A 22879-nucleotide genomic window follows, 5' to 3' on the forward strand; every position below is an offset into this window, starting at 1 on the left:
CTACTCTCCCGCTTCAACGCCTTTGATCTCACGACGTGATCCCCCGCCCGCTAGTGATTAAACACAGGCGACTGAACGGGACAAAGTATGGATCGGCGTAGTCACGGATTTTGAAGAAGGTGTCAAAGAACGCATCGTATTCGAAATCAAGGTTCTGTGTGTACCCATCACGTTCTGCTAACCGCTTCACGCAAAGATACCCCGGATAGTGTCGGTGAACCCTAGCATCGACGATGTTCCACATACAATCCTGGATTACCTCAGGATCGAGTACGTACTGTGGCATTTAGTATCCGGAGTGACACACCCCGATTAACTAAGTGTTACCCTAGACTGACTACTTGTTTTTCGCTGCCGCTTCGAGGGACATTTGGAAATCATCCGGCGGGTCAAGATCTGTGCCGCGTGAACTGAATCCGAGTCGTGTCGCCACATCCAGTACGGTTCCGGATCCGCAGAACGGGTCAAGAACTGTTCCGGGCTCCGTTCCGGCATTACAGTCACACTGTGGTTCCCACCCGGCCGTCTCCTTCTTAGCGAACGTGAATTCGCGGTAATACCCGCCGAGCACTTCTTTCGCTTCGTCAGCTAGTTTTTGAACCTCATCTGTATTCCGCCCGGTCCCGTCCTGAATCTCTTTGGCTTTCCCTGCGTCTGTGATCCCCGCTGATTGAATCGCTCGAATGTGTTCCTTCGTGAGATCCGACTGTTCGTATTTTTCCATCGCACGCTTGGCCTGCGGTCGCTCCGGGTCTAACTTGTCGGTCCGCCGGAGTTTCCGTTCAAGTGGTTTCCCGCATTCAGTACACACCGCTGGTGGGCACGCCATAGTCAAGCACCGTTCTACAAGTTCTTCGGGGAACGGTGCAAGGTGACCGCCGGTATTCCGATCAAATCCGAATTCCCATACATCTCCGGGGTTTGCTCCGTTACCGAATGCGTGACTGTACCCGTGTAGATCGTAGTAGTACTCGTTAGATGGTGTAAAATGGAATATGTTCTCGTGGCGTTGTGCTAACCGGTTCTGTGCCGGTTCAGGCATTCCACCATTCTTAATCCACATGATCTCATTCCGGACAAGCCACCCCCCATCTCTCGCCGCTTCTGCGAGTTTCCACGGCACCCCGACTAGACTCCGGCGTTCGTACGTGTCTCCGATATTTAAAATAATTGAGCCGTGTGGTCTCAGGACTCGTTTCCACTCCTGCATCGCTTCAACGAGTTCGGAGACAAAGGCGTCAACAGAGGTTTCCTGTCCGATTTGCTCATCGAATCCGTAATCGCGTTTCTGATAGTAAGGGGGAGAAGTAACAACAAGATCAACCGTGTTGTCGTCAAGCGGTATGTCGCGGGCATCAGCCTCATAGAATTCGTATGTGTGAGACTGGTCAGGGGATGGATAGCCTAACTCATCCAATTCCGTGCTCATTACACAGGTACTCTTCTCGCAATCGTATATAAACTTGGGAATCTCCAGTGACATCACATTGACTGTCGAAGCTATGATTAACCCCACTCGATACCACTAATGACCAGCCAACTACGGCACCATCGGCCCTTGTCGCCGCGCTTTTCGCCAAGTGTCTGTATATAAACAAATACTAATTAGACAAATTTCGAACAGAGCATTTATTGCATTTGCCCTGCGTTCTCGTCTAACATGGGGGAAAACGAGATCGTAGAAAGAGTCGCCCCGGACCCAATACTTAGTGGCGATGAAAAAGAGACGACAATAACTATGTACGGCCAAGACAAGGAATTTGATATTTTTTCTGCCAAACCATCACTGATCAAATCATTGCTTAAGCATAATAATTTTACACTTGAGAGAGCAAGAGTTGTCAACGATGAAGAGACTCACCGCGTTAACGAGAGAGAGGAGTTAGAGACAACAAAAGGAGAAATAGTCGCCGTTGAAGGCTCTATGCCAGTTGGTGTTCTAACTGTGAAGTCCAAACCACGCGTCAACAACCATCAATCAAGCGTTATTAATACTGAAACTATTGACTCATCTGTTTTTGAGTAACTGTACTGGAGAAGACTGACGACTGACCATATTTGAACAGGCGGTTCAGGCTAAGTCCATTTCAGCGATCTTATCTCCCTCGTTTAATCTCATCAACAGAACACCCTTTGTGTTACGACCTACGACTGAAATATCGTCGCGTGGAATATGGATCAACCTTCCGTTTTTGCTAAATATCAAAACACTATTTTCAGACTTTACTGTTTTAACAGCCACCACAGGGCCATTACGATCCCCTGTGGTAATATCAAGCAGTCCTTTTCCCTTCCGACTTTGCACTCTGTATTCGTTAGTGGGAGTTCGCTTTCCAAAGCCGTTCCTCGTTATAGTTAAAATTTCTGTATTACCACCCTGATCAATAACAGTTAGATCAGTAACTTCATCAGTTGATTCCAATTCTATTCCTACTACACCTCGTGCAGACCGACCCATCGGTCGAGCATCTGACTCGTTGAAACGGATTGATTGTCCTTCTTGAGTTTCGATAAAAATATCGCTAGATCCATCTGTCCAAGAGATTCCACGAATCTCATCTTCATCAAGGTCTACAGCTTTAATTCCCCCCGAGTGTATGTTTTCGAATTCGGTTACCCCAGTTCGTTTAAAATAACCATCACGCGTTACCATCGCAATATAGTCATTATCTTCCAGGTTACGCATCATTAGAGTTTGTTGGACACTTTCATTAGAATCCAAGTCAATAACAGCTGAGAATTGGACTCCAACCTCTTCTTTTGGGCTTTCCGGGATTTCATATGCCTTAGTCGTATACACTTTACCTTCATCTGTAAATAATAAAACATTATCACGAGGGTTCCCAATAAAGACAGAGCAGATGCTATCGTCTTCTTCTAAATTGGCTCCGACTAATCCTTTCCCTGCTCGGCGCTGCATCTCATACTCAGAGAGTGGTGTGCGTTTCACATATCCCTGTTCAGTATATACGAACACGCTCATTGCAGAGGAAATTAGTCGGCCATCCGATATTGCATCTATTAACGCCTTCATTTCCTCAATTTTGAATGTATTTGGCTCATGGCTTTCATCAGCTACATCTCGTATTGCCCAGCTTAGGTTGTATCTTATATGAGCGTTAGATCGTTCAAAATCGGGGAATTCAGTAGGTACAGCATCAAGTATCGAATTTAGTTCCCCATTGCTAAATGTTCCCGGATCTGTCGACGATGGCTGTACACCTACCACAAGATCACAAAGATCTTTGCGTGCATCAGCCATACGTTCTTCAAGTGTTTTACGGGAACTTTCACCAGTACAATCCTTACACGAATCCAGTAATTCAGGTTCAGTATCGCTCCTTCGGTAGTCCTCTCCTTTTAAGTCCCTTCCGCAAAACGTGCTATCAATCCCTTTATATTTTAGATGATAAACACCTTGAGGAAATCGTATATACTCGACATCTAGGCTATCATCAGCCTCATTCCCGGCTTGACTAGGGGATTGTTGGACAGATTGTATATCATCACTTTTTTGACTATGATTTGAATCTTCAATCTCAATGTTAGAGAGAAGAGATTCAATATCTGAATACTCTCTTTGGTTCTCTCCTTCTATGTTAACGATACGGATTGTTGGAGCCGCTGCATAGTCCCTAATTACGCTTAAACAACGGTTACAGGGCTTGAATTCACTATTATTTGTGAATACCACGATTTTTTGAACTGGTGATTGGTGTTTCAAATAGGCGTTCCAAACGGCGAGCTCGATCGCGTGGACTTCACCAGAATTCTTGCCCGTAAGGGCGGCCCCGTTCGAAAGATCGCCATTAACAGTGGCAGCAGCAGCACCCACAGTATTTCGATTTGCTGCTTCTTTCGCTAGGTCAAATAATTCATCCCATTGATTATTAGTACTCTCTTTGTTTCCTGCATTTATTGGTATATTCAGCTCATCAGGGTTTAACTGTCGAACAGTCTCACTAGACCGGAGTGGATTTTGAATGTTAAGGCTTTGAGATGGTTTATCATTCATACTCTTCAAAACACCCCTCTGAGATATTAGAATCACCTGTCTGATACAGATGAGAGAATGCTTTCCCCCCTAGTTCATACCCGAATTCGTTGGTGAATGTTCTGACGACAGTAACCGCTGACGGATTATCTGTTTTGAATGCGTAGTCCCGAAATAAATAAGCTGAAAGTGATTCAATTGGAACTTTGTTACCGCTACAGAGTTCGTGACTAGCTACTTTCCAGTGTTCTTTCATTAGCTCCCATTTCGGCTCAGAATCTTTTGTGTCGACAGTTGCGATCTTCATCAGGGGAGATGATGTCGGAAGTGTCGAGGGATCTAGAGAGTAAATTTCATCCTGAACGATTGAGAGCTCTTGTTCAATATTTTCTTTTGAATCAGTAAATGGAACAAAATACGGCGTTGAGCTGCCAGGATTACCAATCCGGAAATAAGATTCGAGAAATTTCTGGTACGGTAACGGCAAATTTGAGCTACTTTTGTCAATTGCGGACTGCTGTTGGAGAGATAAATAGTATACAAATGTGTGGTGGATTGGCTGATTGAGAAGTCGTTGTAGACTGCGTTGAATTGTTTCTGGCTGCAGAGTATATTGTGCCATGTTATCAATTTATTTGTTATTATCAAAGCCTATTGTTTAGTACCCGTTTCATAGGCTTCTTTAACCTCTAATGTTAGCTCGCTAAGAGGGTCACCATCCATTTCAAAGACGCGCTGATGAAGCTTGTCTATCCCAGCATTTGCAAACTGCTCTGCAAGCTCATAAACTCGACGTTGGTCTCTCAATACATGTACCGTTTCTTCTTGAGAAACTGCAACTGCCTCAAGTACACTTCGCTGGGTATCTGATAATTGAGAACGGCCAAAGAATGCATGCTCTTCGCTTTCGGTCGGCTGAGGTTCTGAGTGACGCCGTCCGTATCCAACTGCAAACATGAATAAATCGTGGTTTTCTGCCTCGTAGAGAGGTGACTCTTCTGAGCTCTGTAAGTTAGTGAATAGCTCATATAATTCGCGGTCGATATGTATGTCACGTCGTGGTTCTGTATCAGCGTACTCAGACTCTGGGTTAGCTGAAGTCATTGTCTTCCTACCTCAGTTACTCCTGATTTGTACTCTAGATGGTACTCATTTGCCACTTTTTCAGCAATAAATGCGCGGACATCTTCACTATATTCGACATCAGTCATAAGGAACGTCACTTGTGTTTCTTCCAGATATGATGGAATATTCTGAGCAATGCGTCGCTTTGGGTCACTTGAGATTCGACCAAGAGGTGTATCGATTACGATGGGGGCACTAAAACCAGAAATTTTTGAAAGGGCTGCCATGAAAGATAGTGCAAGTACCTGTCGTTCACCTGCCGCTAGTGATCCAAGATTCTTTCTTCCATCCTGATTGAACACCTCTACTTCGTAGTCATCTGTTAAATCAATATCATATTCTTCATCTTTCCATATAAGATCGTTATAATATTGTTCTAATCGATTTTCTGTTTCTGAACGTACTTGGTCCAGAATATCGCGTTTGATTGAATTTAATGTATCAGTCGCGTCACTAACAAAGCGACTTTTTCTGACAAGATTTGCATTCTTTTCTCGTTTATCCATCGCTTCTTCCCACTTTTTCTGTCTATCTTTGATAATGTCTTCTTGACTTTCTATTTTTTCTTCTATTTGTCCCATTTCTCTATTCATTTCATCAACTCTTTTTGAGATGCGTTTTCGCTGTTTCTCTAGTTCAGCAGCTTTTTCATCGTCAATTGTATCTCTCTGCTCAAGTTTAGCAGAGATATTGGCTAATTCTGCTTCTTTGTCATCAATCCATTCTCGATCATTCTCAACCTCTCGCTGATCAAGAGTCAATTTATTTACTAGGTTTTCTCCTTCGTTTAGTGCATGTTCCATTGATAGCCGGCCATCAATCGCACCTTTCCCGTTTGAGGCTATATTTTTCAGTTGCTCTTCGATATGTTCACGAGCCTCAGCAGATTCAGAGAATTTTGTTCCACAAATGCATTCTTTACGAGACACTATTGCCCGCAAAAGTTCTTCATTTAATCCAGGCAAGCCGCTTCCATCAGATTCGTATTCTTTTATTTTTGTGATAGCTTGTGTGAGAGCATCTGAATTATACGCAACTCCACCTGCTTGTGCTAAACTGGTACCTACCTTTCTTTTTGCTTTTATAAGATCCTCGTCTTTTTGTTCTAACTTTTCTTCAAGAAATGTTCGTCGTTCTTGCATCTCTCGAACAGCGTCATCGCCACTAGCAGACAAATCATTGTTAACACCCCTAAGCTTTTCTTTGGCCGTTGAGATCTCTTCTGTTAATTTATCTCGCCTCTCTTTGAGACGGGTTAGTTCATCCTCAGCACTTTCTTTTTTACTTTGTAACTTAGAAACATCTCCACCAAGTTTTGAGGATTTACGCTCGTATTCACGACGAACCTCATCAAGATGTTTTACACCATTATTTAGAAGTTCGACGTGTGAGATGTCTAGAACAGCGTCTTTAACTCTATTTGAGTAACCTTCGCTAAAGAATTCATCTAACTGTTCACCGTCAAAGAGGAAGTACTCGTAGACGTGCGAAGGTAGAATCTCACGTAAAACGTTCTCCGGGTTCGAAATCGGTGCCCAGTCATTTCCGCCAAAGCGCTGACGAAGCTTTAATTCTCCTATAGAGTTACTGTAGTTAGGCTCACCATCATTGTCATTTCCTTTATTCCGAACCGTGGTGAACGACCTACGGAACGCATATTTAGGATCTTCTCTACCTAATTTGATTTCAATATAACCTTCTGTGGATTCACCTGGTCCAAGTTCATCCAGCTTTCTTTTAGTCACATATGGGTCAGACTCTAATGTCTCATCACCTCTCGAATCAATATGAACCTCTTGTCCATAGAAGCAGAGTGTGATCGCGTTTAGAATGTTTGATTTTCCAGCACCATTTTGCCCCTCAATAATATTGATATTCTCTTTTTCGGTAGTTTCTAGAGGGATTATATTTTCTCCACCGTATTGTCGATAGTTATTTAATATTATCTCAAATATCTGCATTTGCTCCATCGTTTATTTACCTTCGAAGTTATCGTCGACATATTCGTCAACTATCGAAACATACTCGTCTTTATACTGTCCACGTGGTTCGTCCAATATCTCTCTTTCATGCTGAAGGATCTCCTCTAAGAATGAGTGGAGCTGGTCGTCCTCTATATCGCCTAACCGTGATAAGATGAGTGAATGAACCTCAGAGTCCTGCATGATTGTGGGGGGTTACATGCAACGAATATCCATAGGCCCTAATCTCTTACTACTATTAGATTACAGTTGGTAGGCAATCCGAATATCTTCGAGTTTATTTCGTGCTTCATGTTCATTCTTCGCTGTTGCGGCAAATTCTTCGAATCGCCCTAATTCTTTCTTCAAAATATTCCGTTCGGACTCTATTATTTCCTCTCCGGGGTTTAATGTCGGCACTACTATGAGGTCGTATATTGTTGCGTGGTTCTTTCCTTCTGCATTCCGGAGTACTCTTCCTCGACGCTGGACGAACTGCATCGGATTTCCACTATTTGACATCAGTATCGCTATTCTCGTTTCAGGAACATCGACACCTTCATCAAGACATTTCATAGCTACTAACGCATCCCACTCACCTTTACCGAACCGCTCCAATAGCTCCTCACGCAGATCATCACCTTCATGATAGGTGAATTTGTGGTGGACAATACTGTACTCATTTAGAATTTTGCCCACTGTTTCGATCTGTTTTGGATTAGTATAAACAAGGAGATGTTTCGGATTTCCTATATTTTCCAGAATATCTCTCAAGGAGTCATACTTACGTGCGGCCCCTTTTACGATAGAAGCACGTTTTGACTGTAGAACTTGTTTTATTTCTTCGTCTGCGTTATCATCTGCGTATGCAGCGGCAACTTTCTTTGTCATATCTCGATACTCTTCTAATTCGTCATCATCCATCTCAACTAACACAGGGTAGTATTCATAGGGCGTGAGATATTCCGGGATCGCATCTTCAAGCGTGTATTCAAACGTGACGCCCCCAAAGTAGTCTACTAAAAAGTCAGTTCCCTCTTCATCATAATATCTTTCAGGAGTTGCAGATAGCCCAATTCGGGCGTTATACTCTTCACGTAGCCCCTGCCGTTGGTATTCTGATCCGAGTCCGTGGACCTCATCAGCAATTAGGATTGAGTCTTGAGAAAGCCCGTCAATTTTTTTACGGAAGTATTCATCAGCAAGAGTTGTGTGGGTCGTAATGAGACAAGCATTCTCGGTATTTTCGAGTTTAATATTTGTGACTATTCTAGATAAATCCTTTTTCCACTCTGGGTTTGCAGATCCATAGATGTATTTGGGTTGTGCGAGGCCGAATGTATCCATCTCACTTGCCCACTGCCGAGCAAGATGTTTTTGAGGAACCGCAATGACAGTAAGTAGAGGACCATCAATAACCTCAATATACTCATCAAGTGCGGCAAGTGCAGTAAAAGTTTTACCAGTACCAGTCGCCATCTGGAATAAGCCTTCATATCCATTTTTAAACCATGCATCAACGGCTTCCTGCTGATAATCTCGAAGTGTAATTTTAGGACTTTTTGAACCAGTAGGTTGTTGAGCTCTGTAAGGTCGATTATCTGGATCACGGAGTTCAAGAATATCAGCTTTTGAAGCGTCTGGGATACTATATATATCAATATCTTCTTCAGATCCACGCCAGAGGTTTATAAAACGCTTCTCCTGATAATCAACAGCTTGTTCTTCTCTATCACTAACCCAGTCGCAATCAATTGTATATGCCTCGTAGTTTCTTAGTGCCTGTTCGCTATCGTTCTGGGAGCCGTGAAATGCAATCCGGTTTCCATAGCTATCATAAAAAATGCCAAACTTGTCGTGAAAATCACCCGAGAGGTTACGGGTTGGTACTGCAAGTTTAATATCAAGTAATCCGTCCGCAATCATCCATGCGACTGCGTTCCGTGTTTCGTATTCAAGATCGTATCTGAGATTGCTAATTGTCTGATCAAGCGATTCTTTCAGGGCTTCATTCCGTTTTGCCTTGTCACCGCGTTCTAATATGTCCCAATCACTCTCCTGAAGCTTTGGACTTACTATCCACTGACTAGTTCCCCCATTATGAGCTAACTCTGCAATTCCACGGGCAGCGGACCGCACCCAGTTTGTGGTGAAATATCCGACACCTCTTTGATAACGATCAGCACGTGAAAGTAATGGTATATAGAATTCATTAATAAAATCAGTAGAGCTTGTATCGATAACACGGGGAAGATGCAAATCGGTAAACGATTCCTTTTCAGTCATCAATTATAACGAAGACCGTGAATCAATATAAAACCTGAATGTCAATACCATTAGATCCTTGTTTAGCTGGATGATTTCTCACACCCCAAGTTGTAATAACGGTTGCTTATGTTATCCTTATTGATGCCACGAGTTCTCCATACAGCGGACATCCATCTCACTCCTGACGATCAGGAGCGAATGGACGCATTAAGATCACTCCTCGATCTCGCTGAGCAAGAGAAAACTGACGTTGTCACGATTGGTGGGGATCTCTTCGATCAACCCGAAAACGTGGAGCAACTTCGCACCGACTTACGGAACGACCTCTTCTCGAATCAGCCATTCGAGATCATTCTCATTCCGGGAAACCACGATATTGAGGCGTATCGTGGTGATGTCTTCTTTGGTGATTCCTGTACTGTCATTACCGAGGAACCATTCGGGCACTGGACTGCACCTGATAGCAGTATCCGGATCACCGGGTTGCCGTACAGGGAACGCCCTGACGACAATCTCCTGCTGTCGCTCCAAGACAGAGAACCATTCGAAGGTACAGAAGTTCTGCTCCTACACTGCAGTCTGGATGCACCATTCGATGACCACGAAACCGGTGACGAAGGAGCGCACCGCTATTTTCCAGTCACGGAAGAACTGCTCACGGAACTGGGGTTCGATTACTATTTTGCCGGCCACTATCACAGCCCGCATCAGGTATCTTTCTCGGATGGGTCGGAGTTCACCTACCCAGGAACCCCCGCATCGACGCGCACCTCTGAAACTGGCCAGCGCCGTGTGAGCGTGCTTGACCCAGACGATGGAATCAGTTTCGAACCGTTAGATACTTTCCACTACGTCTCACGCGATTTCACGGCTACGCCGGGAGCCGAGCAGGAGTTGCTAGATGACATTCGAGCATGGGCTCAACAGCATATTACTGATTCTTCGGAAGCCTCGATCCACGTTGACGGGTTTGTCGAGATGGATGAAGAGAAGTTCCACGACGAACTTACAACAGCAGCTTTGCCAGCTACCGTAACGAACGAGACGCGTAACGTCGAACACATTCTATCACATCCGCTATACAGGTCGTTCGAGGCAGAAGTCGAAGAGACGGACTGGGACGACGAAACAACCGCGAAGATGACTGAGCGAACACTGGAAGTATTCAGTCAACTCACGGCTCAGGGGGAGATCTAGTATGCGTCTCACGACAGCCGAGATCGATCGGTACGGGCCACTCTACGACTGCCGGCCGCCCTGTCAAGACGGAATCTCGGTCATATCGGGACCGAACGAGGCCGGGAAAACGCTGTATCTCGAAGCCCTGCTTCAACTGCTTGAACCCGACGTTGCAGACGTAATGGATCCGAAACCTCGCGTGAGTCAAACACCAACGGGGCGTGTCGTCGTCGAACACAACGGCGAGCAGTACGAATGCGATGGAAACACGTCTTTATGCGAGATCACCCAGATCGAACCGGCGCATCTACAAAGCGTGTTCGTCGTCCAGGACAACGATCTCCAACTCCCCAGCGACCAGGAGTACTACACATCGCTCATTGAGAAGCTAGGAGACATCCATACGACGGAAATCAACGCGATCCAATCAGCACTGAAAGATTATGGACGCCTCACCAACAGACGGCTCAACATCTCCAGCGACCAATCCTATCACAACGCTGGCGATGTACACGATGAGGCAGAGACGCTTGCAGAGGAAATTCGAGACTATACTGACGAGATCGAAGAGGAAGGATTGGATGAATTAGATGCGCGACGACTCCGTATCAAACGGGATCTTCGTGAAACGCGCAAGCAACTCGACGAACAGCAAAGAGCGAAAACCGTAGCGGAATTCGAACGCCTGTCGGAACAACTCGATACGTATCGCTCAACCAGCGACCAACTCGCCGAACTCGAAGAGTACGACCGGGACACACTTGAGGAGCTCCGCACGCTGTCGAAAGATCTGCAGCGCGATAAGGAAGACTTGCAGGAGCTCGATGATAACGTCGAGAAGAAACAGGATGAGGTCAATGAGACGGCGAAAGAGCTAGATGATCTCACCGACCAGCAGTCTGATCTCGAACGTCGTGAGTCAGCAGTTGATGAGGCACGGACTGCGTTGGAGACCTACCGAGAGCGACAGGGTGAAGCAACGGGTGCTGAACGACAAGTTGAATTAACGAGACCGGCAGCACTCGTCTCATTACTCGGTGCAGGCGGCGCAGGCGTCATCGGAGCAATCACAGGTACGCTATCAGCAATCGGGTTAGGTGTCCTACTCTTGCTCGTGTCGGCCATTAGCGGCGGCCTGTACTACCGGGCGAACAAGCGCCTTACTGGGGGTGAGACCGCCCGTGAATCTGCGGTTCAGACGGCTCGGGACGCAGGGTTCGAGGTTGAGACTGTTGATGAAGTTGCGCCTGCGATCGAAGCTTTTGAGGGTGAACTTTCGCGTATCCGCGAGCGAAAAGCCAAGAAGGAACAGGAGCATCAAAACGCTCAGGAGATACTCGAAAGGCTCCAAGAAGAGAAATCGGAGCTGAAGACTCAGATTGAGGAGCAGGAGAAGGAACTCGCTGAACGGCTTGAGGAAGCTGATGTCGAGTCGATTGACGAGTATGAAGAACAGGTCACCGCCCGTGAAGAGTTAGAACCGGACCAACAAACCGCTAAGCAGAGTCTCGTTGATCGCTTTGAGGAACCGGACGCTGACGAACCTGCGGACAAAGCGGCGGCTTGGGAGCGTGAGCTTGACGAGTTCATCAGCGATGTCGAGACAGACGAGGTTGACGCTGAAACGTACGATCAGGAGACGCTTCAGCAACTCGAAGCCGAGGTAGAGCGCCTTGAGAAGAAACGTGATAAGTTACAGACCCGCCTTGACGAACACGACGATACGCTTGATGAATTTGACCGCCGAGCCCGGGATCTCAACACTCAACCGTTTATTGGCCGTGGTCTCGGACTAGATACACGGTCAAAGGAAGGCCTCGGAACGCTCGCTGACGATCTGGATTCTGTAGTCCAGCAACTCGAAGTAGATGCGGTACTGTCACGGAAAGCGCTGGAGATCTTTGGGCGGATCGAGTCGCAAGAAGAACAGAAGCTCTCGGAGTTATTTGCTCCAGACGGTCCCGCATCCCGAACGTTCGAACAGCTAACTGGTGGTCGGTATACCCAAGTCGCATATGACCCAGACGCTCACGATCTTGTCGTGGAGCGTCAAGATGGACGGGACTTCGGACCTGAAGTGCTCAGTCAGGGAACGAAGGATCAGTTGTACTTCGCAACTCGGGTATCGCTGGCCCAACAACTCCTTGGGAGTACGCCGGGGTTCTTACTCCTTGACGACCCGTTCCTCGCCGCAGATCCCGATCGACTCAACCAGGGCTTTCGAACTCTACAAGGACTGGCCGAAGAGGGATGGCAGATCCTCTATCTCACTGCAAAACAAGAAGTGAGTGAGACGATGGTTGAAGAATACGATCTCAACCACACGAAGATGGAGCCCTCATCGTTGAGTACGTGAAATACCAATTCTGACCATCTAAATCAGAACGGTCAAGGCTCAAGTAAAGAACCGTATTCGTCCTCGTAGAAGGTATCGTCACCAAGGTAGACTTTCTTTGTGGTATCTCCGTTCCAAGAGACATCAATGTCTAAGCGCTCAGCGGCAGCAACCAATGCGCGTGCAATTTCTTTTGGTGTGACATCAGCGGCGCTACCAATCCCATAGCCAATCGGGAGTCGATCAATATTGTGTGTCTGAGCAACATAGTAGATGTACGCACCGTTCTCACCATACGGGGTGCAATTATTACATCCGCCTGCAACGATTTTCACGTCCGCATCTAACGCATCGCGGGCGGATATTAGCACGCGATGGAATCGGGCTGCGATCTTGTGGTCATCATTCTGGAGCCCACAAGGATCGTCTTTCATATGTGTATCAGCTGTTCTGACCGTTTCCACGTGTCTTGGTACGTCTCTCATTGGTTGTTTTGAATGAATTTCAATTAGATGTGGTTCAACTCTTACAGGTACTCTGAATCAAGATCACCTAGTCACTGTAGTTTCGAATCCGTTCAAGCGGTGATACACATTCCCGATCCCATTCCCACTGCTCTGGATTTTCGAGCTTGTCCTGCACATATGCCAACCCGTCGTCAACCTGCAGTGAGTGTGATCCGAGGACATTATCGTCCATATAGATCGTCGTTTGTGATGTGGAATCCCATGTGACGGGACCATCGAAGGTAGCGAAGATGGAGAACGGTACGAGAAGCGTCTGGTCTCCTCTATCTAATGCGATCTTGTGCTCTGAGCTGAACAACTGTAAGTAGTCCTCGAAGCCATCCGCTTCGCCTGTATAGACTCTGACTCTGATACTACTCGGCCGTTCATATGTCAGAAGGTGATCAATAGTGATTGAGGCAACGTTATCGAATTCATCGATTACTTTTTCGACTACCGTTTCTAATTCGACCTTGACTACTGACTCTTTGTTCTGATCTTCTATCGGGTTGTTTGTTGTCATAGTTTGTCTCTCTGGTTTCCCTCGACAACCAGTTGCCGAATCCACTGATCCAGTCTGCGTACCGCGTCAGTGCTGGGCTCCGATTGCGAGGTACACAGACCACTAACAACTCCGCAGTTATAAATCTTCTACATATTTCAGTTTACTACTTTACTTACTCAGTAATACTATTGTCTATGTGGGGTGACTAGCTAAAACATTCAGATTTAACTGGCTGCAACACTATGCTTACATATGTACGACAAACCCCTTACCGTTCCAACCGATCTTGAGATTCTTGAACTCCTATCAACAGGAGATCGACAAACGCCTGCAAATGTGGCCGCCCATCTGGATCACGATTCACGGTATATGAGTGAAAGACTGAGAAATCTTGAGGAACGGGGGTACATCCGCGATGCACCACCGGCTGACCGGAGCGGGATGTATGAACTCACTAAGCTAGGTGTGATTGCCGCGTTTCACATCCACACATATGTACGAGACTACCATAATACGTTCCACGCTAGAACTGAAGTTATACTTGAGAACCAACCTGAGGACACGTTCTATCCAGATCTCTTCGCAATCGACGACGCAGATCGAACTGCCCTTCACGAACTCAATAACGTGGAAGGACTTACCGTCCCGTCAGAGCTACATATCGAAATAGTCCACGACGCGGGGTATGCTCCACAAACCGCGAATGAAGCACTGTACAGTCTATTTTATCACGGACTTGCAGAACGGGTTGACAATATGGATGTCTACCGTATTACTGAACGTGGTGAGAAAGCCATTGATCTTCTATTTGAAGATGTAACTGATCCTGTAGAACTCACCGATCAACTCCGAGAAACATACACTGACGATGAAATGGAACGGGTTAATCTCTTAGTGGATGAAATAGGGTAGCTTGAGGGCTTCCTGGGTAGAAACTCATCTAACTGCGTGATAAATTATTCCGGCTAAACTGGTTCTCTGCACTTAGATCACTCAGCATACAACCGTTTCTCGTCATCAACTCCGTACTCGATATGTAACGCGTTGGGGAGAGACAAGTGACTCACACAATCTTCTGGGACTGAAAATCTCTAAAAACCACAGCCTGGCGACGCCCCGCCGCGACGGGCGTCGCCTCTGGTGATGGCCCTGCGAGGAGTTCATCCGCATGGTCACCCGCGCAACGTGGAACGCTCTCTCGGTTAGACGGTCGATCCCAGCAAACCGTCCACCTGACGGCCGGTTCGAGCGGTAATCACCGATTTAGACAGGTGTTCTCATAGTGGCAACGTTGTCGTGTTGGTGGCGGAAAGCCGCCGACTCCGACAGCTTCGGGGCACGGCTGGTCAGGAATGAGCGTCAACTTCAGATCCAGCCACTGTTTCAGTAGTGAACGTGATCGTCAGAAGCAGTTAGCCGAAGATGCTTTGCGAGGTACTGAGTCTATGAAGATCTCTCTCTTTCTTGCTCTATTGAAAATAGAAGACAGCGGCAGGATTACTCCGTAACGGTTTGAGGAAATGAGGTCGAGAAGGCGATTATGGGCGTCGCGTTACTCGACCTCGTTGAGACAGCACTACGTGTAGCTAAACAAGCGTTGGGGAATCGAGCGGGCAAGCCCGACTCAGGCGGGCTTGCCCGCGAGGCCCACATCGTCGCTCATTGTATTCGCAAGGAAGAGGGCCACAGCTACGCCGAACTCGTTGATCGGGTGAGTCTCATGCCAGCGGTGTGTGATCAACTCGGTATCCACCCAGACGCACCGCCTGATCCAACAACATTCTACCACTCCTTCGACCGGTATGCGATGTACGTCTGGCGGGCGTTGCTGCGCATTTCGGCGCAGCAACACCCGCAGTCTGGCCACACTGCACTCGACAGCACGTTCTTTGAACGCAACCAGGCTTCGCAGTATTATTTGCAGCGACGCGGACGAAACGTCAAAACAGTCAAAGCGACGACGCTGACCGATACAGAATCCTTGGCCGTGCTGGACGTACACTGCTGTATCGAGCGTGAACACGATACGAAGGCTGGCCCGCGGGTCGTCCGCCGAAACGCGGACGACCTGCGGGCCGTAGCCGCCGACAATGGTTTTCAAGACTGGCACACTGAGTATGAGATTGCCGCACACGATGTCGAGTACCTCGTTCACTACCGCGGTTCAACAGCGAAAGCAACCGCGAATAACGCACTCATCCGAGCAAAGGGCTACACGCAGCGATGGATGTCTGAAACGTCCTACTCGACGGTCAAGCGAACGCAGGACTCCGCCCTGCGTTCGCGGTTCTGGTACCGCCAGTTCCGTGAGATCGTCCTCCTGTTCGCCCTCAACAATCTCAAGAAACTCGCTAAAACGCTATGAATCTGCTCCCGTCTTGCATTTTCAATAAAGCACTCTTTCTAATTTTGCTATTCGGATAGCAGTTCTTCCGTCGGATCTACACTCTATCTGAATAGGCTTAGGGCGCGTATCTCGCCCCAGATTTCCTTGCCCACAGTCTAAACCACAGAGCAGTGTTACTCAACTTGCAAGGAGACATCCGGGTTATAAATCCTCTTAAGCAGAGGGGTCTCAATTTCATTGTTATCATTTTTTGACCATCGATCCTCAATACGAGTGATATTATGAAGACCACGACCACGCTTTTGTATTTTTTCCATATTTGTTTCTTCTATATCATCGATTGCCTGAAAAGCAACAGCCGAAATTTTATTACGTTGAGCGTGCCCTGTTTTTATAACATTCTGAACTGTGAGTGGGACACCTAACTTTGAAAAGACTTGTTCGATAGCATAATTGTACTGTGCAGGTGCAGATTCATATGCAACGGCAACAGCCAAACAAACATCGATAGCGTATAAATACTCACTGAGAAGATTCTTTGTAGCAAAACTTTCTGGTGGAAAGTGAGATGTGGTGCGTCGAACAAGTTGATCAATATCAAGGAGAATATCAATTAATGGGATGTCCTCATCATAGACAAAAGATGATATATTTTTTATATTATATTCTTCACGTACAGAGTCAATCACCATGTAAGGTGGGAGATCTCCCTCAACGCCTGTTTGTGCTACACACTCGCTCTCATCTTCATCAGTGAACTCAAAAGAAAATCGGTCAATTGCATCGGCCCCAATAAGCGAAACGTACATCTTATTCTGATGCTCCCCATGTCCACGGTTTGTCTGAATTACATAGCTCAAATTCCTAGAACTTGTTGAACCTTCTTCTGAACTATCAGGGTCTTCTTTTGACTCACTATCTCTCATATGACTATCTAGCAAAGAATCGACCGAGGGATGAAACAGAGACGTAGGAATGTACGAATTCTCTATACCCATCTTGGTAAGAGCAGTTTCTATAGCTTTAAATTCAACAGGGCCATGACTATCACTCTCTGGAAGCACCGAAACAAATTCTTCCATACGATCAGGACCAACCTGTTCTTCAACTGCAGCTATTTGGGAATAAAATAATAATATTTGACTAACTAGTGATCCTACACCGCTAAAGTATTCATACTTTTCATCTTGAACATGCTGAGTTAATTCAGTACCTGCCGCAAACAAAAGTCCAAATATGTGTTTGCGATTTGGCTCCGGTGCTGTTTCACAATGGTATCCATACTTAGTTACTGCGCAAAAAATAGACCAAGGGGGAGTATCCTCACCAGTATATCGGCAGATTCGCCGGTCACGGTCAATAATATTAAATCTGTATCTCGCTTTATCTTTATTTTTGACACGATGAATCACATGAATTGCTTTTTCCGGTGAGTCAAAGATTGTTTCTTTAATATGGACCTCTCCATCATGTGTTTCTGGGTCCACTCTATCCCAGTCTGTATAGTCCTCGGTGGGTGAATAAGTAAATTCAACAAGTTGGTCCTCAAAAATAGGCAATTCATATACTTCTTCTCCAACGGTTTTCATAGTAAGATGTTATTTTATATACTAATGTTTTTACCGATTCTAGCACTGTTTGATCCATCCGCCTCTAAGTTGATGTTGAGCATCTGCTGGTCATTTGATAACGCACCTATGTTAGAAGTGCTAGGCCGGAGTAGGAAAGTTTTCAATACATATCAATTCCCCACCAGCACTACAGACAATAGACTCATTTTCAGCCGATAGACCATAGCAATCGCCAACACCGAGTTCAAAACTCTGCAACTCTGTTCCATCAGTTGGATCAAAAATATGAAGAATATTCTGTTCAAACGAATAAATCTCCTCATCAACAAACGTACTGCTGGTCACACATGCGACTACGCCGTCGACTACAACAGGGTTCGATACCGTCGCAAACTCATTTGCAGCGTGGTAATCCCATACTCGCTCACCAGTCTTGGCGTCAACCAAAACAAGATCCCTTCTGGTCGTTGCACAGAGTTTGTCACCAACCTGTACGATGTCGTTGACGACTGGGAAGTCCACTTGCCACTTAACAGTCCCATCTTCTTCGGCCATTGCAAGTAATGATTCGCTGTCTCCCGCATACAAGCAGCCATCTTGAGAGTGCTTTATCGAGGGAGCGATATTAGCGCTGTCAGGCCATTCCGTTTTTCCTGATGAATCGACCAGATAGAGTGCTCCATTATTTGTTGTTGCGATTAAACCCGGTTCGATCATCTGGAGTCTAACAACAGAGTCTTCACACTCACACAGAGTTCTCGGGTCTCCTGTATCCAAAGAGAGTGCAATGATTTCGCCGTTCCGAAGACCGACATATGCATTGTCTGCACCAATAGCTACCCTTGAGTCGATAATCTCGTCGTCAGAGATCTCAAATCCAGTCCGCCACTGGACTTCACCGCCTGCTCGGCTTAGAGCGATGACTTCGTGCCCGGTATTCCCAATAATTTGGTTTTCGTTCCCAACGGGTACTTGGACTACTTGGCAATCATCGGCTTCCCACAGAACGTCCCCTGAAGCACTGTCGATTGCGAATATCCCGCCATGATTCGCATGGAATATCTCATCGTCCAGTACCAGTGGCGGTGCCTGCAGCGTTTCTTTTTTTAGTTTCCACCGGATTGTTGGTTCTTCAATCTCGCAGTTGGTCACTAGAAGCAGTATGTGATTATCCGGGTCAGCAGGTGAACGGAATTCACCAAAGGAGTGTTCGTACGAACTCCTAAATACAGACGCTTTTGCATACCAATCTTTGAGTTGGGCTTCGATCCCATCTATGTGTTTCAAATTGTCTGATCGTCGTTCGAATAAAGATGATGAAACCGTTGTTCCGAGGTGGTCATAGGAAGGAACGTCTTTGTTTGGAACTGGGAAGTGCCCCTCAAGTAACTCATGGACATCGTCGAATCTCCCATTGATTTCTGGATGTAAATTATCTGGGACTTCTTCAGGTATGACGATATGGAGCTGAAGTAACTCTTCCATAGGTCGAACAACTACCCTGGAAAAATAATACTATGGTTTGCCCAATTCGGCCAACAAAATCGACACAATGGGAACTACCGAGAGTGGATGCTGCTTCTGACATGGAGAGGGGGAACTTGGAGCGTGTGACAGGATCCAAGTTCCATCTCTCACTTGACGTTCCATCATAAAGTATCTCATCCAACCAGAGTGAAACTGAAAAGCGAAGAACCAATATCAGTTAGCTTCGACCGTGGGCGTTGCATATTCTTCGGCGAACTCCACCACATCGTAGACATGGATCCCGGATTTAAACCAAAGAACTCTCTCCTCACTCCTACGGAAATCATCAGCAGAACACTCCAGCCGCTCTGAAACAGCAATCAATAGGTGATCAAGATCAGCTTCACGTATCTTCGCTAGCTTCTCATCTAAGTATTCTGGTGTCCAGAAGCCGACGATCTCCAGAATCGCTCGCCGGCCGTCGGGATGCTCAAGCGCGAAATCCGGGATCATTACTTCCGCACCCAAATCCAGCACGTCATCTTCTCGAACCAACTCCCAGTCAGTATTCGATCGTTCCCATTTTTCGGCGAGGGTCCGTTCGAGGTCACTGTCGAAATCATCCTGGGCGCTGTAGTGCGAGGACAGCCCGGCTGAGTGATCTAAATCGAACCGAACTGTTTCATTCGTGGCCTCGTCGTGCAGGATGTCTGCGGTCATTTCCCACTGATCACACAGCGGGAGTGCTGGCAGGAAATTCGCCATTCGAATTCCGTACTTCCGCGACTGTGAGAACAGAGAGGCTGGTCCATCAAGGACTGCCTCGTACCCATCCGAAGCATCTGTATCGGCAACGCGGTTTCCGTCCGCATCAATCGGGTAAATACGGTGCATCAGCCCGAACAGTTTGACGTAGCTGAAAACGGTGCTGAAGTGATCCCACACACGGATTCGCATCCGAGTCGCATCGTACAGTACTGCCTGTGCCAACGCGAGGTTATACCGCGTTAACAACCACTCGACAGTGATCGTATCCTCGGCGTAGGCTTCCTCGCTATCGCCAGTCAGTCGTGTTGTCGACACCCCATTATCCGACGCTTCGTAACTATCCACGACTCGGTTCCCGAAGCGGACGAGCCGCTTGTTATCTTCAAGATCCGCATACATCCCCCGGTAACACTCTTCCAGCGAGATCCCTAGCTGGTCAGCTACCGTACTGTAGACTTCCAATCGTTGCGTATCCTCACCGAGTGTCGGCTGCCGAACGATCGGATACGACTCGTTCGCTTTCTCAAACAGCCGTTGCCGAATCTCCCGTGGGTCAGCGGCTGCGACAGTCTCAAACTCGCACTCGTCTTGGAGCAACTTCGCCAGCCCTTGAACGATCTTATAGTCCGTATCTGCGATTGTCAACTCATCAATCGTCTCCTCTAACTCGCCTTTCGGCTCGCCCAGGTACTCCTCGAAAATCTGGATCAACTCAGCAGCCGTCTCACGATACCGTTCATCGTCGGAGTCGATGAACATCGGCTGAATAGACCCATCGCGTGTGCGCGAGCGAGCAAGATCAGCTGTCAGCACTGCCGGTCACCCCCTGACGACGATGTGACGAGACATACTGTTCTTTCGTATCCTCGGTAATAATCTCGTAGAGACGGGCTGGCTGCCGATCATCGGTCGGTCGAAGAATACGACCGAGCCGTTGAGCGTATTGCCGTTTCGAAGCACTGCCGGAAAGGATAATCCCGACGTTCGCTGCGGGCACGTCAATCCCTTCGTCTAGGACTTGGGACGTGACGAGCATCGAATACTCCCCAGTTCGGAACCGCTCTAGGATCTCGGTTCGCTCCTCTGTTTCAGTTTGGTGAGTGATGCAGGGCACGATGAATTCCTGTGAAATCTCGTAGGCGAAGTCATTGTTCGCAGTGAAGATAATCGTGCGGTCATCATGATGCCGCTTGAGCAGGTTATCAAGTGTGTCCAACTTCTTCTCGGCAGTCCGGGCGATCTCCTCGGCGCGTTGCTTGGCAATCAACGCCCGCCGGCCTTGCGGATCGTACGACGTGCGCTTCAGGAATTCCGCATACCCCTCTTCCTTCCAGATGTCGAAATCGTGGGAGTCGACGTAGTCGCGGTAAATCTGGTACTCTTCGTCGTACTGTTTACCCTCTTCATCGGTGAGTTCGACCTTGAGATGAATCGTTTCGTACTCGCTGAGATACTCACCAGCGAGTTCATCCACCTCTTCCTCGTAGACAACCGGCCCGATCAGCTCTTCAAGTACCTCGTGTTGTCCATCCGATCGCTCGTACGTCGCGGTGAGCCCGAGTCGATACGGCGCAATAGCCATCTCGGGGATCTGCTGATAGGTTGGCGCAGGTAGATGATGCACTTCGTCAACGATAAGCAGGCCGAATTGATCGCCGTATTCGTTGATGTACCGGTACGCAGAATCGTACGTTGTCACGGTAATATCCGTTACGTCATGACTGCCACCACCGAGGACGCCGACATCGTGGGGGAGTTGGTCGCCGAAGGCGTTTGTGAGCGTCGAGTGCCATTGATTCATCAAGTCGATCGTCGGCACGACAACAAGGGTACTGACCCCAGCATCAGCGATGGCTTGGACTGCGAGAAACGTTTTCCCACTCCCGGTCGGCAGAACAACGCTGCCTCTTCGACCATTATCAGTCCATGCGGCGAGTGCAGCCTGTTGATAATCGCGGGGTTCGATCTCAACAGCGGGAGCGAGTTTCAGATCACTATAGGCACGGGCTGAATCATCCAGCGTTTCGACAGTCGCTGCTGACTCATGGAGTGTTGCCTGCCCTTGGCCGTCAGCTTGAGCCCATCTTCGTAGGGCTTGGTAGTGATGCGCTCGCGCTCGGTATTCGTCGACCCGATCGTCCCATTCCGCGTAAGGGACTGAGTCGGGTGCATTCTCAAGAAGCAATGTCCCGTCATCGAACACGATACGCATTTGGTATGTAGGCTACGATGCCCGCCGTACTTGTCCTTGCGGGATGGAAAAGGGACGCTGGTTCGGCCCCCAGTGGCGGGTGAGGGAGTGTAGAAAGGATCGATCCAGAAGGGGAAGGCTGGAGTTGGAACACTGGACTGTCAGCATGATAGAACGATTCAGCGCATGACCGTTCTATGGTCAACTGAGCTACCCATGCGTCGTTCTATGGATTCATTAGCTGGTCCGCACCTCAGCTACAGTTATCTCTGTATCAATTGATTTTCCTGATTCAACGACGCCGCGTTGGAATATTTTGGTTCAGACTCATCCAGTCTCCTTCTTGCGGTTTCGTTATTTTGCCGGTGCTCAGAGGCAAAGGTATTTAAATAAGTACAAAATACCGCGCTTTGCGATACTGTGACCGCGAAAAACTGCGGTTACTCGACAACCATGACAAACGACAAAACCGAAAACGGACGACCTGATGAGGAAGAACAGATAGGATCAAACGCTGATAATGCAGCTTACTTGACGAGGGCGCTTGCACGCTTCGATCCACTTGACAAGCAAGAGGCGCAAGCGTTTGGTCGTGTCGCAAAGCGGTCTAGAGTTTGCCTCTGGTGCTCTCAATTGAGAGGTCACAGTTCATTGCTGTTTTG

Annotated in this window: 19 protein-coding genes and 1 pseudogene; 7 read left to right on the forward strand and 13 right to left on the reverse strand. The window is 47.4% G+C overall.

Annotated elements, in window-relative coordinates:
- Positions 1-337: 337 nt before the first annotated feature.
- Entirely contained in the window at positions 338-1429 is a 1092-nt protein-coding gene (locus KM295_RS15165; protein ID WP_256030858.1) for a DNA methyltransferase, read from the reverse strand.
- A 231-nt stretch (positions 1430-1660) separates the two neighbouring features.
- On the opposite strand from KM295_RS15165, the gene KM295_RS15170 reads away from it, so the two are divergent.
- Positions 1661-2026 (forward strand): hypothetical protein, encoded by a 366-nt coding sequence (locus tag KM295_RS15170; RefSeq protein ID WP_256030860.1) that lies wholly within the window; start codon positions 1661-1663, stop codon positions 2024-2026.
- Positions 2027-2071: 45 nt separating this feature from the next.
- On the opposite strand, the gene KM295_RS15175 is transcribed toward KM295_RS15170, so the two are convergent.
- Genes KM295_RS15175 through KM295_RS15200 form a run of 6 tightly spaced genes read right to left on the reverse strand, consistent with a single transcriptional unit; the run spans position 2072 to position 9366 of the window.
- Positions 2072-4015 carry a DNA gyrase C-terminal beta-propeller domain-containing protein gene (locus KM295_RS15175; RefSeq protein WP_256030862.1) on the reverse strand — a complete coding sequence of 648 codons (1944 nt, stop codon included), beginning with the start codon at positions 4013-4015 and terminating at the stop codon, positions 2072-2074.
- Positions 4008-4616 carry a hypothetical protein gene (locus KM295_RS15180; RefSeq protein WP_256030865.1) on the reverse strand — a complete coding sequence of 203 codons (609 nt, stop codon included), beginning with the start codon at positions 4614-4616 and terminating at the stop codon, positions 4008-4010. The genes KM295_RS15175 and KM295_RS15180 overlap by 8 nt, the downstream gene beginning before the upstream one ends.
- A 29-nt stretch (positions 4617-4645) precedes the next feature.
- Positions 4646-5098, reverse strand: coding sequence for a hypothetical protein (locus tag KM295_RS15185; RefSeq protein ID WP_256030866.1), 453 nt, complete (start codon positions 5096-5098; stop codon positions 4646-4648).
- Positions 5095-7089, reverse strand: a complete 1995-nt coding sequence (locus tag KM295_RS15190) for an AAA family ATPase (protein WP_256030867.1) — start codon at positions 7087-7089, stop codon at positions 5095-5097. The genes KM295_RS15185 and KM295_RS15190 overlap by 4 nt, the downstream gene beginning before the upstream one ends.
- A 3-nt stretch (positions 7090-7092) precedes the next feature.
- Positions 7093-7284 carry a hypothetical protein gene (locus KM295_RS15195; RefSeq protein WP_256030869.1) on the reverse strand — a complete coding sequence of 64 codons (192 nt, stop codon included), beginning with the start codon at positions 7282-7284 and terminating at the stop codon, positions 7093-7095.
- 60 nt (positions 7285-7344) lie between these two features.
- Positions 7345-9366, reverse strand: coding sequence for a DEAD/DEAH box helicase family protein (locus KM295_RS15200; protein WP_256030870.1), 2022 nt, complete (start codon positions 9364-9366; stop codon positions 7345-7347).
- A gap of 123 nt (positions 9367-9489) precedes the next feature.
- Here KM295_RS15200 and KM295_RS15205 point away from each other — a divergent pair, with 123 nt between their 5' ends.
- Both KM295_RS15205 and KM295_RS15210 read left to right on the forward strand, forming a co-directional pair.
- Positions 9490-10545: a metallophosphoesterase family protein gene (locus tag KM295_RS15205; RefSeq protein WP_256030871.1), complete on the forward strand. Its 1056-nt coding sequence runs from the start codon at positions 9490-9492 to the stop codon at positions 10543-10545.
- A 1-nt stretch (position 10546) separates the two neighbouring features.
- On the forward strand, positions 10547-12883 hold the full coding sequence (locus tag KM295_RS15210; protein ID WP_256030872.1) for an ATP-binding protein: 2337 nt from the start codon (positions 10547-10549) through the stop codon (positions 12881-12883).
- 32 nt (positions 12884-12915) lie between these two features.
- Here KM295_RS15210 and KM295_RS15215 read toward each other — a convergent pair whose 3' ends face one another.
- Positions 12916-13296, reverse strand: coding sequence for a hypothetical protein (locus tag KM295_RS15215; RefSeq protein ID WP_256030873.1), 381 nt, complete (start codon positions 13294-13296; stop codon positions 12916-12918).
- A 118-nt stretch (positions 13297-13414) separates the two neighbouring features.
- Positions 13415-13891 carry a hypothetical protein gene (locus KM295_RS15220; protein ID WP_256030874.1) on the reverse strand — a complete coding sequence of 159 codons (477 nt, stop codon included), beginning with the start codon at positions 13889-13891 and terminating at the stop codon, positions 13415-13417.
- A gap of 234 nt (positions 13892-14125) precedes the next feature.
- On the opposite strand from KM295_RS15220, the gene KM295_RS15225 reads away from it, so the two are divergent.
- The 3 genes and pseudogenes from KM295_RS15225 (at position 14126) to KM295_RS15235 (ending at position 16238) form a co-directional block, all read left to right on the forward strand.
- Positions 14126-14785 (forward strand): winged helix-turn-helix domain-containing protein, encoded by a 660-nt coding sequence (locus tag KM295_RS15225; protein ID WP_256030876.1) that lies wholly within the window; start codon positions 14126-14128, stop codon positions 14783-14785.
- 193 nt (positions 14786-14978) lie between these two features.
- Positions 14979-15128: pseudogene (locus tag KM295_RS15230) on the forward strand (ISH3 family transposase); the annotation flags it as partial.
- A gap of 285 nt (positions 15129-15413) precedes the next feature.
- Complete coding sequence (locus KM295_RS15235; protein ID WP_256030879.1) at positions 15414-16238, forward strand: transposase; 825 nt, start codon at positions 15414-15416, stop codon at positions 16236-16238.
- A gap of 155 nt (positions 16239-16393) precedes the next feature.
- On the opposite strand, the gene KM295_RS15240 is transcribed toward KM295_RS15235, so the two are convergent.
- The 4 genes from KM295_RS15240 to KM295_RS15255 form a co-directional block, all read right to left on the reverse strand.
- Complete coding sequence (locus KM295_RS15240; RefSeq protein WP_256030881.1) at positions 16394-17809, reverse strand: hypothetical protein; 1416 nt, start codon at positions 17807-17809, stop codon at positions 16394-16396.
- A 120-nt stretch (positions 17810-17929) separates the two neighbouring features.
- A complete protein-coding gene (locus tag KM295_RS15245) occupies positions 17930-19276 on the reverse strand; it encodes an outer membrane protein assembly factor BamB family protein (protein ID WP_256030883.1) in 1347 nt (448 codons plus the stop codon).
- A 216-nt stretch (positions 19277-19492) separates the two neighbouring features.
- Positions 19493-20839 carry a DUF790 family protein gene (locus KM295_RS15250; RefSeq protein WP_256030884.1) on the reverse strand — a complete coding sequence of 449 codons (1347 nt, stop codon included), beginning with the start codon at positions 20837-20839 and terminating at the stop codon, positions 19493-19495.
- Entirely contained in the window at positions 20826-22238 is a 1413-nt protein-coding gene (locus tag KM295_RS15255; RefSeq protein ID WP_256030885.1) for a DEAD/DEAH box helicase, read from the reverse strand. Before KM295_RS15255 ends, KM295_RS15250 begins: the two co-directional genes overlap by 14 nt.
- Positions 22239-22670: 432 nt before the next feature.
- On the opposite strand from KM295_RS15255, the gene KM295_RS15260 reads away from it, so the two are divergent.
- On the forward strand, positions 22671-22879 hold a 209-nt coding region (locus KM295_RS15260), incomplete at its 3' end, for a hypothetical protein (RefSeq protein ID WP_256030886.1).

The sequence above is a fragment of the Natronomonas aquatica genome (genome assembly GCF_024449025.1).
GTDB classification, from domain to species: domain Archaea; phylum Halobacteriota; class Halobacteria; order Halobacteriales; family Haloarculaceae; genus Natronomonas; species Natronomonas aquatica.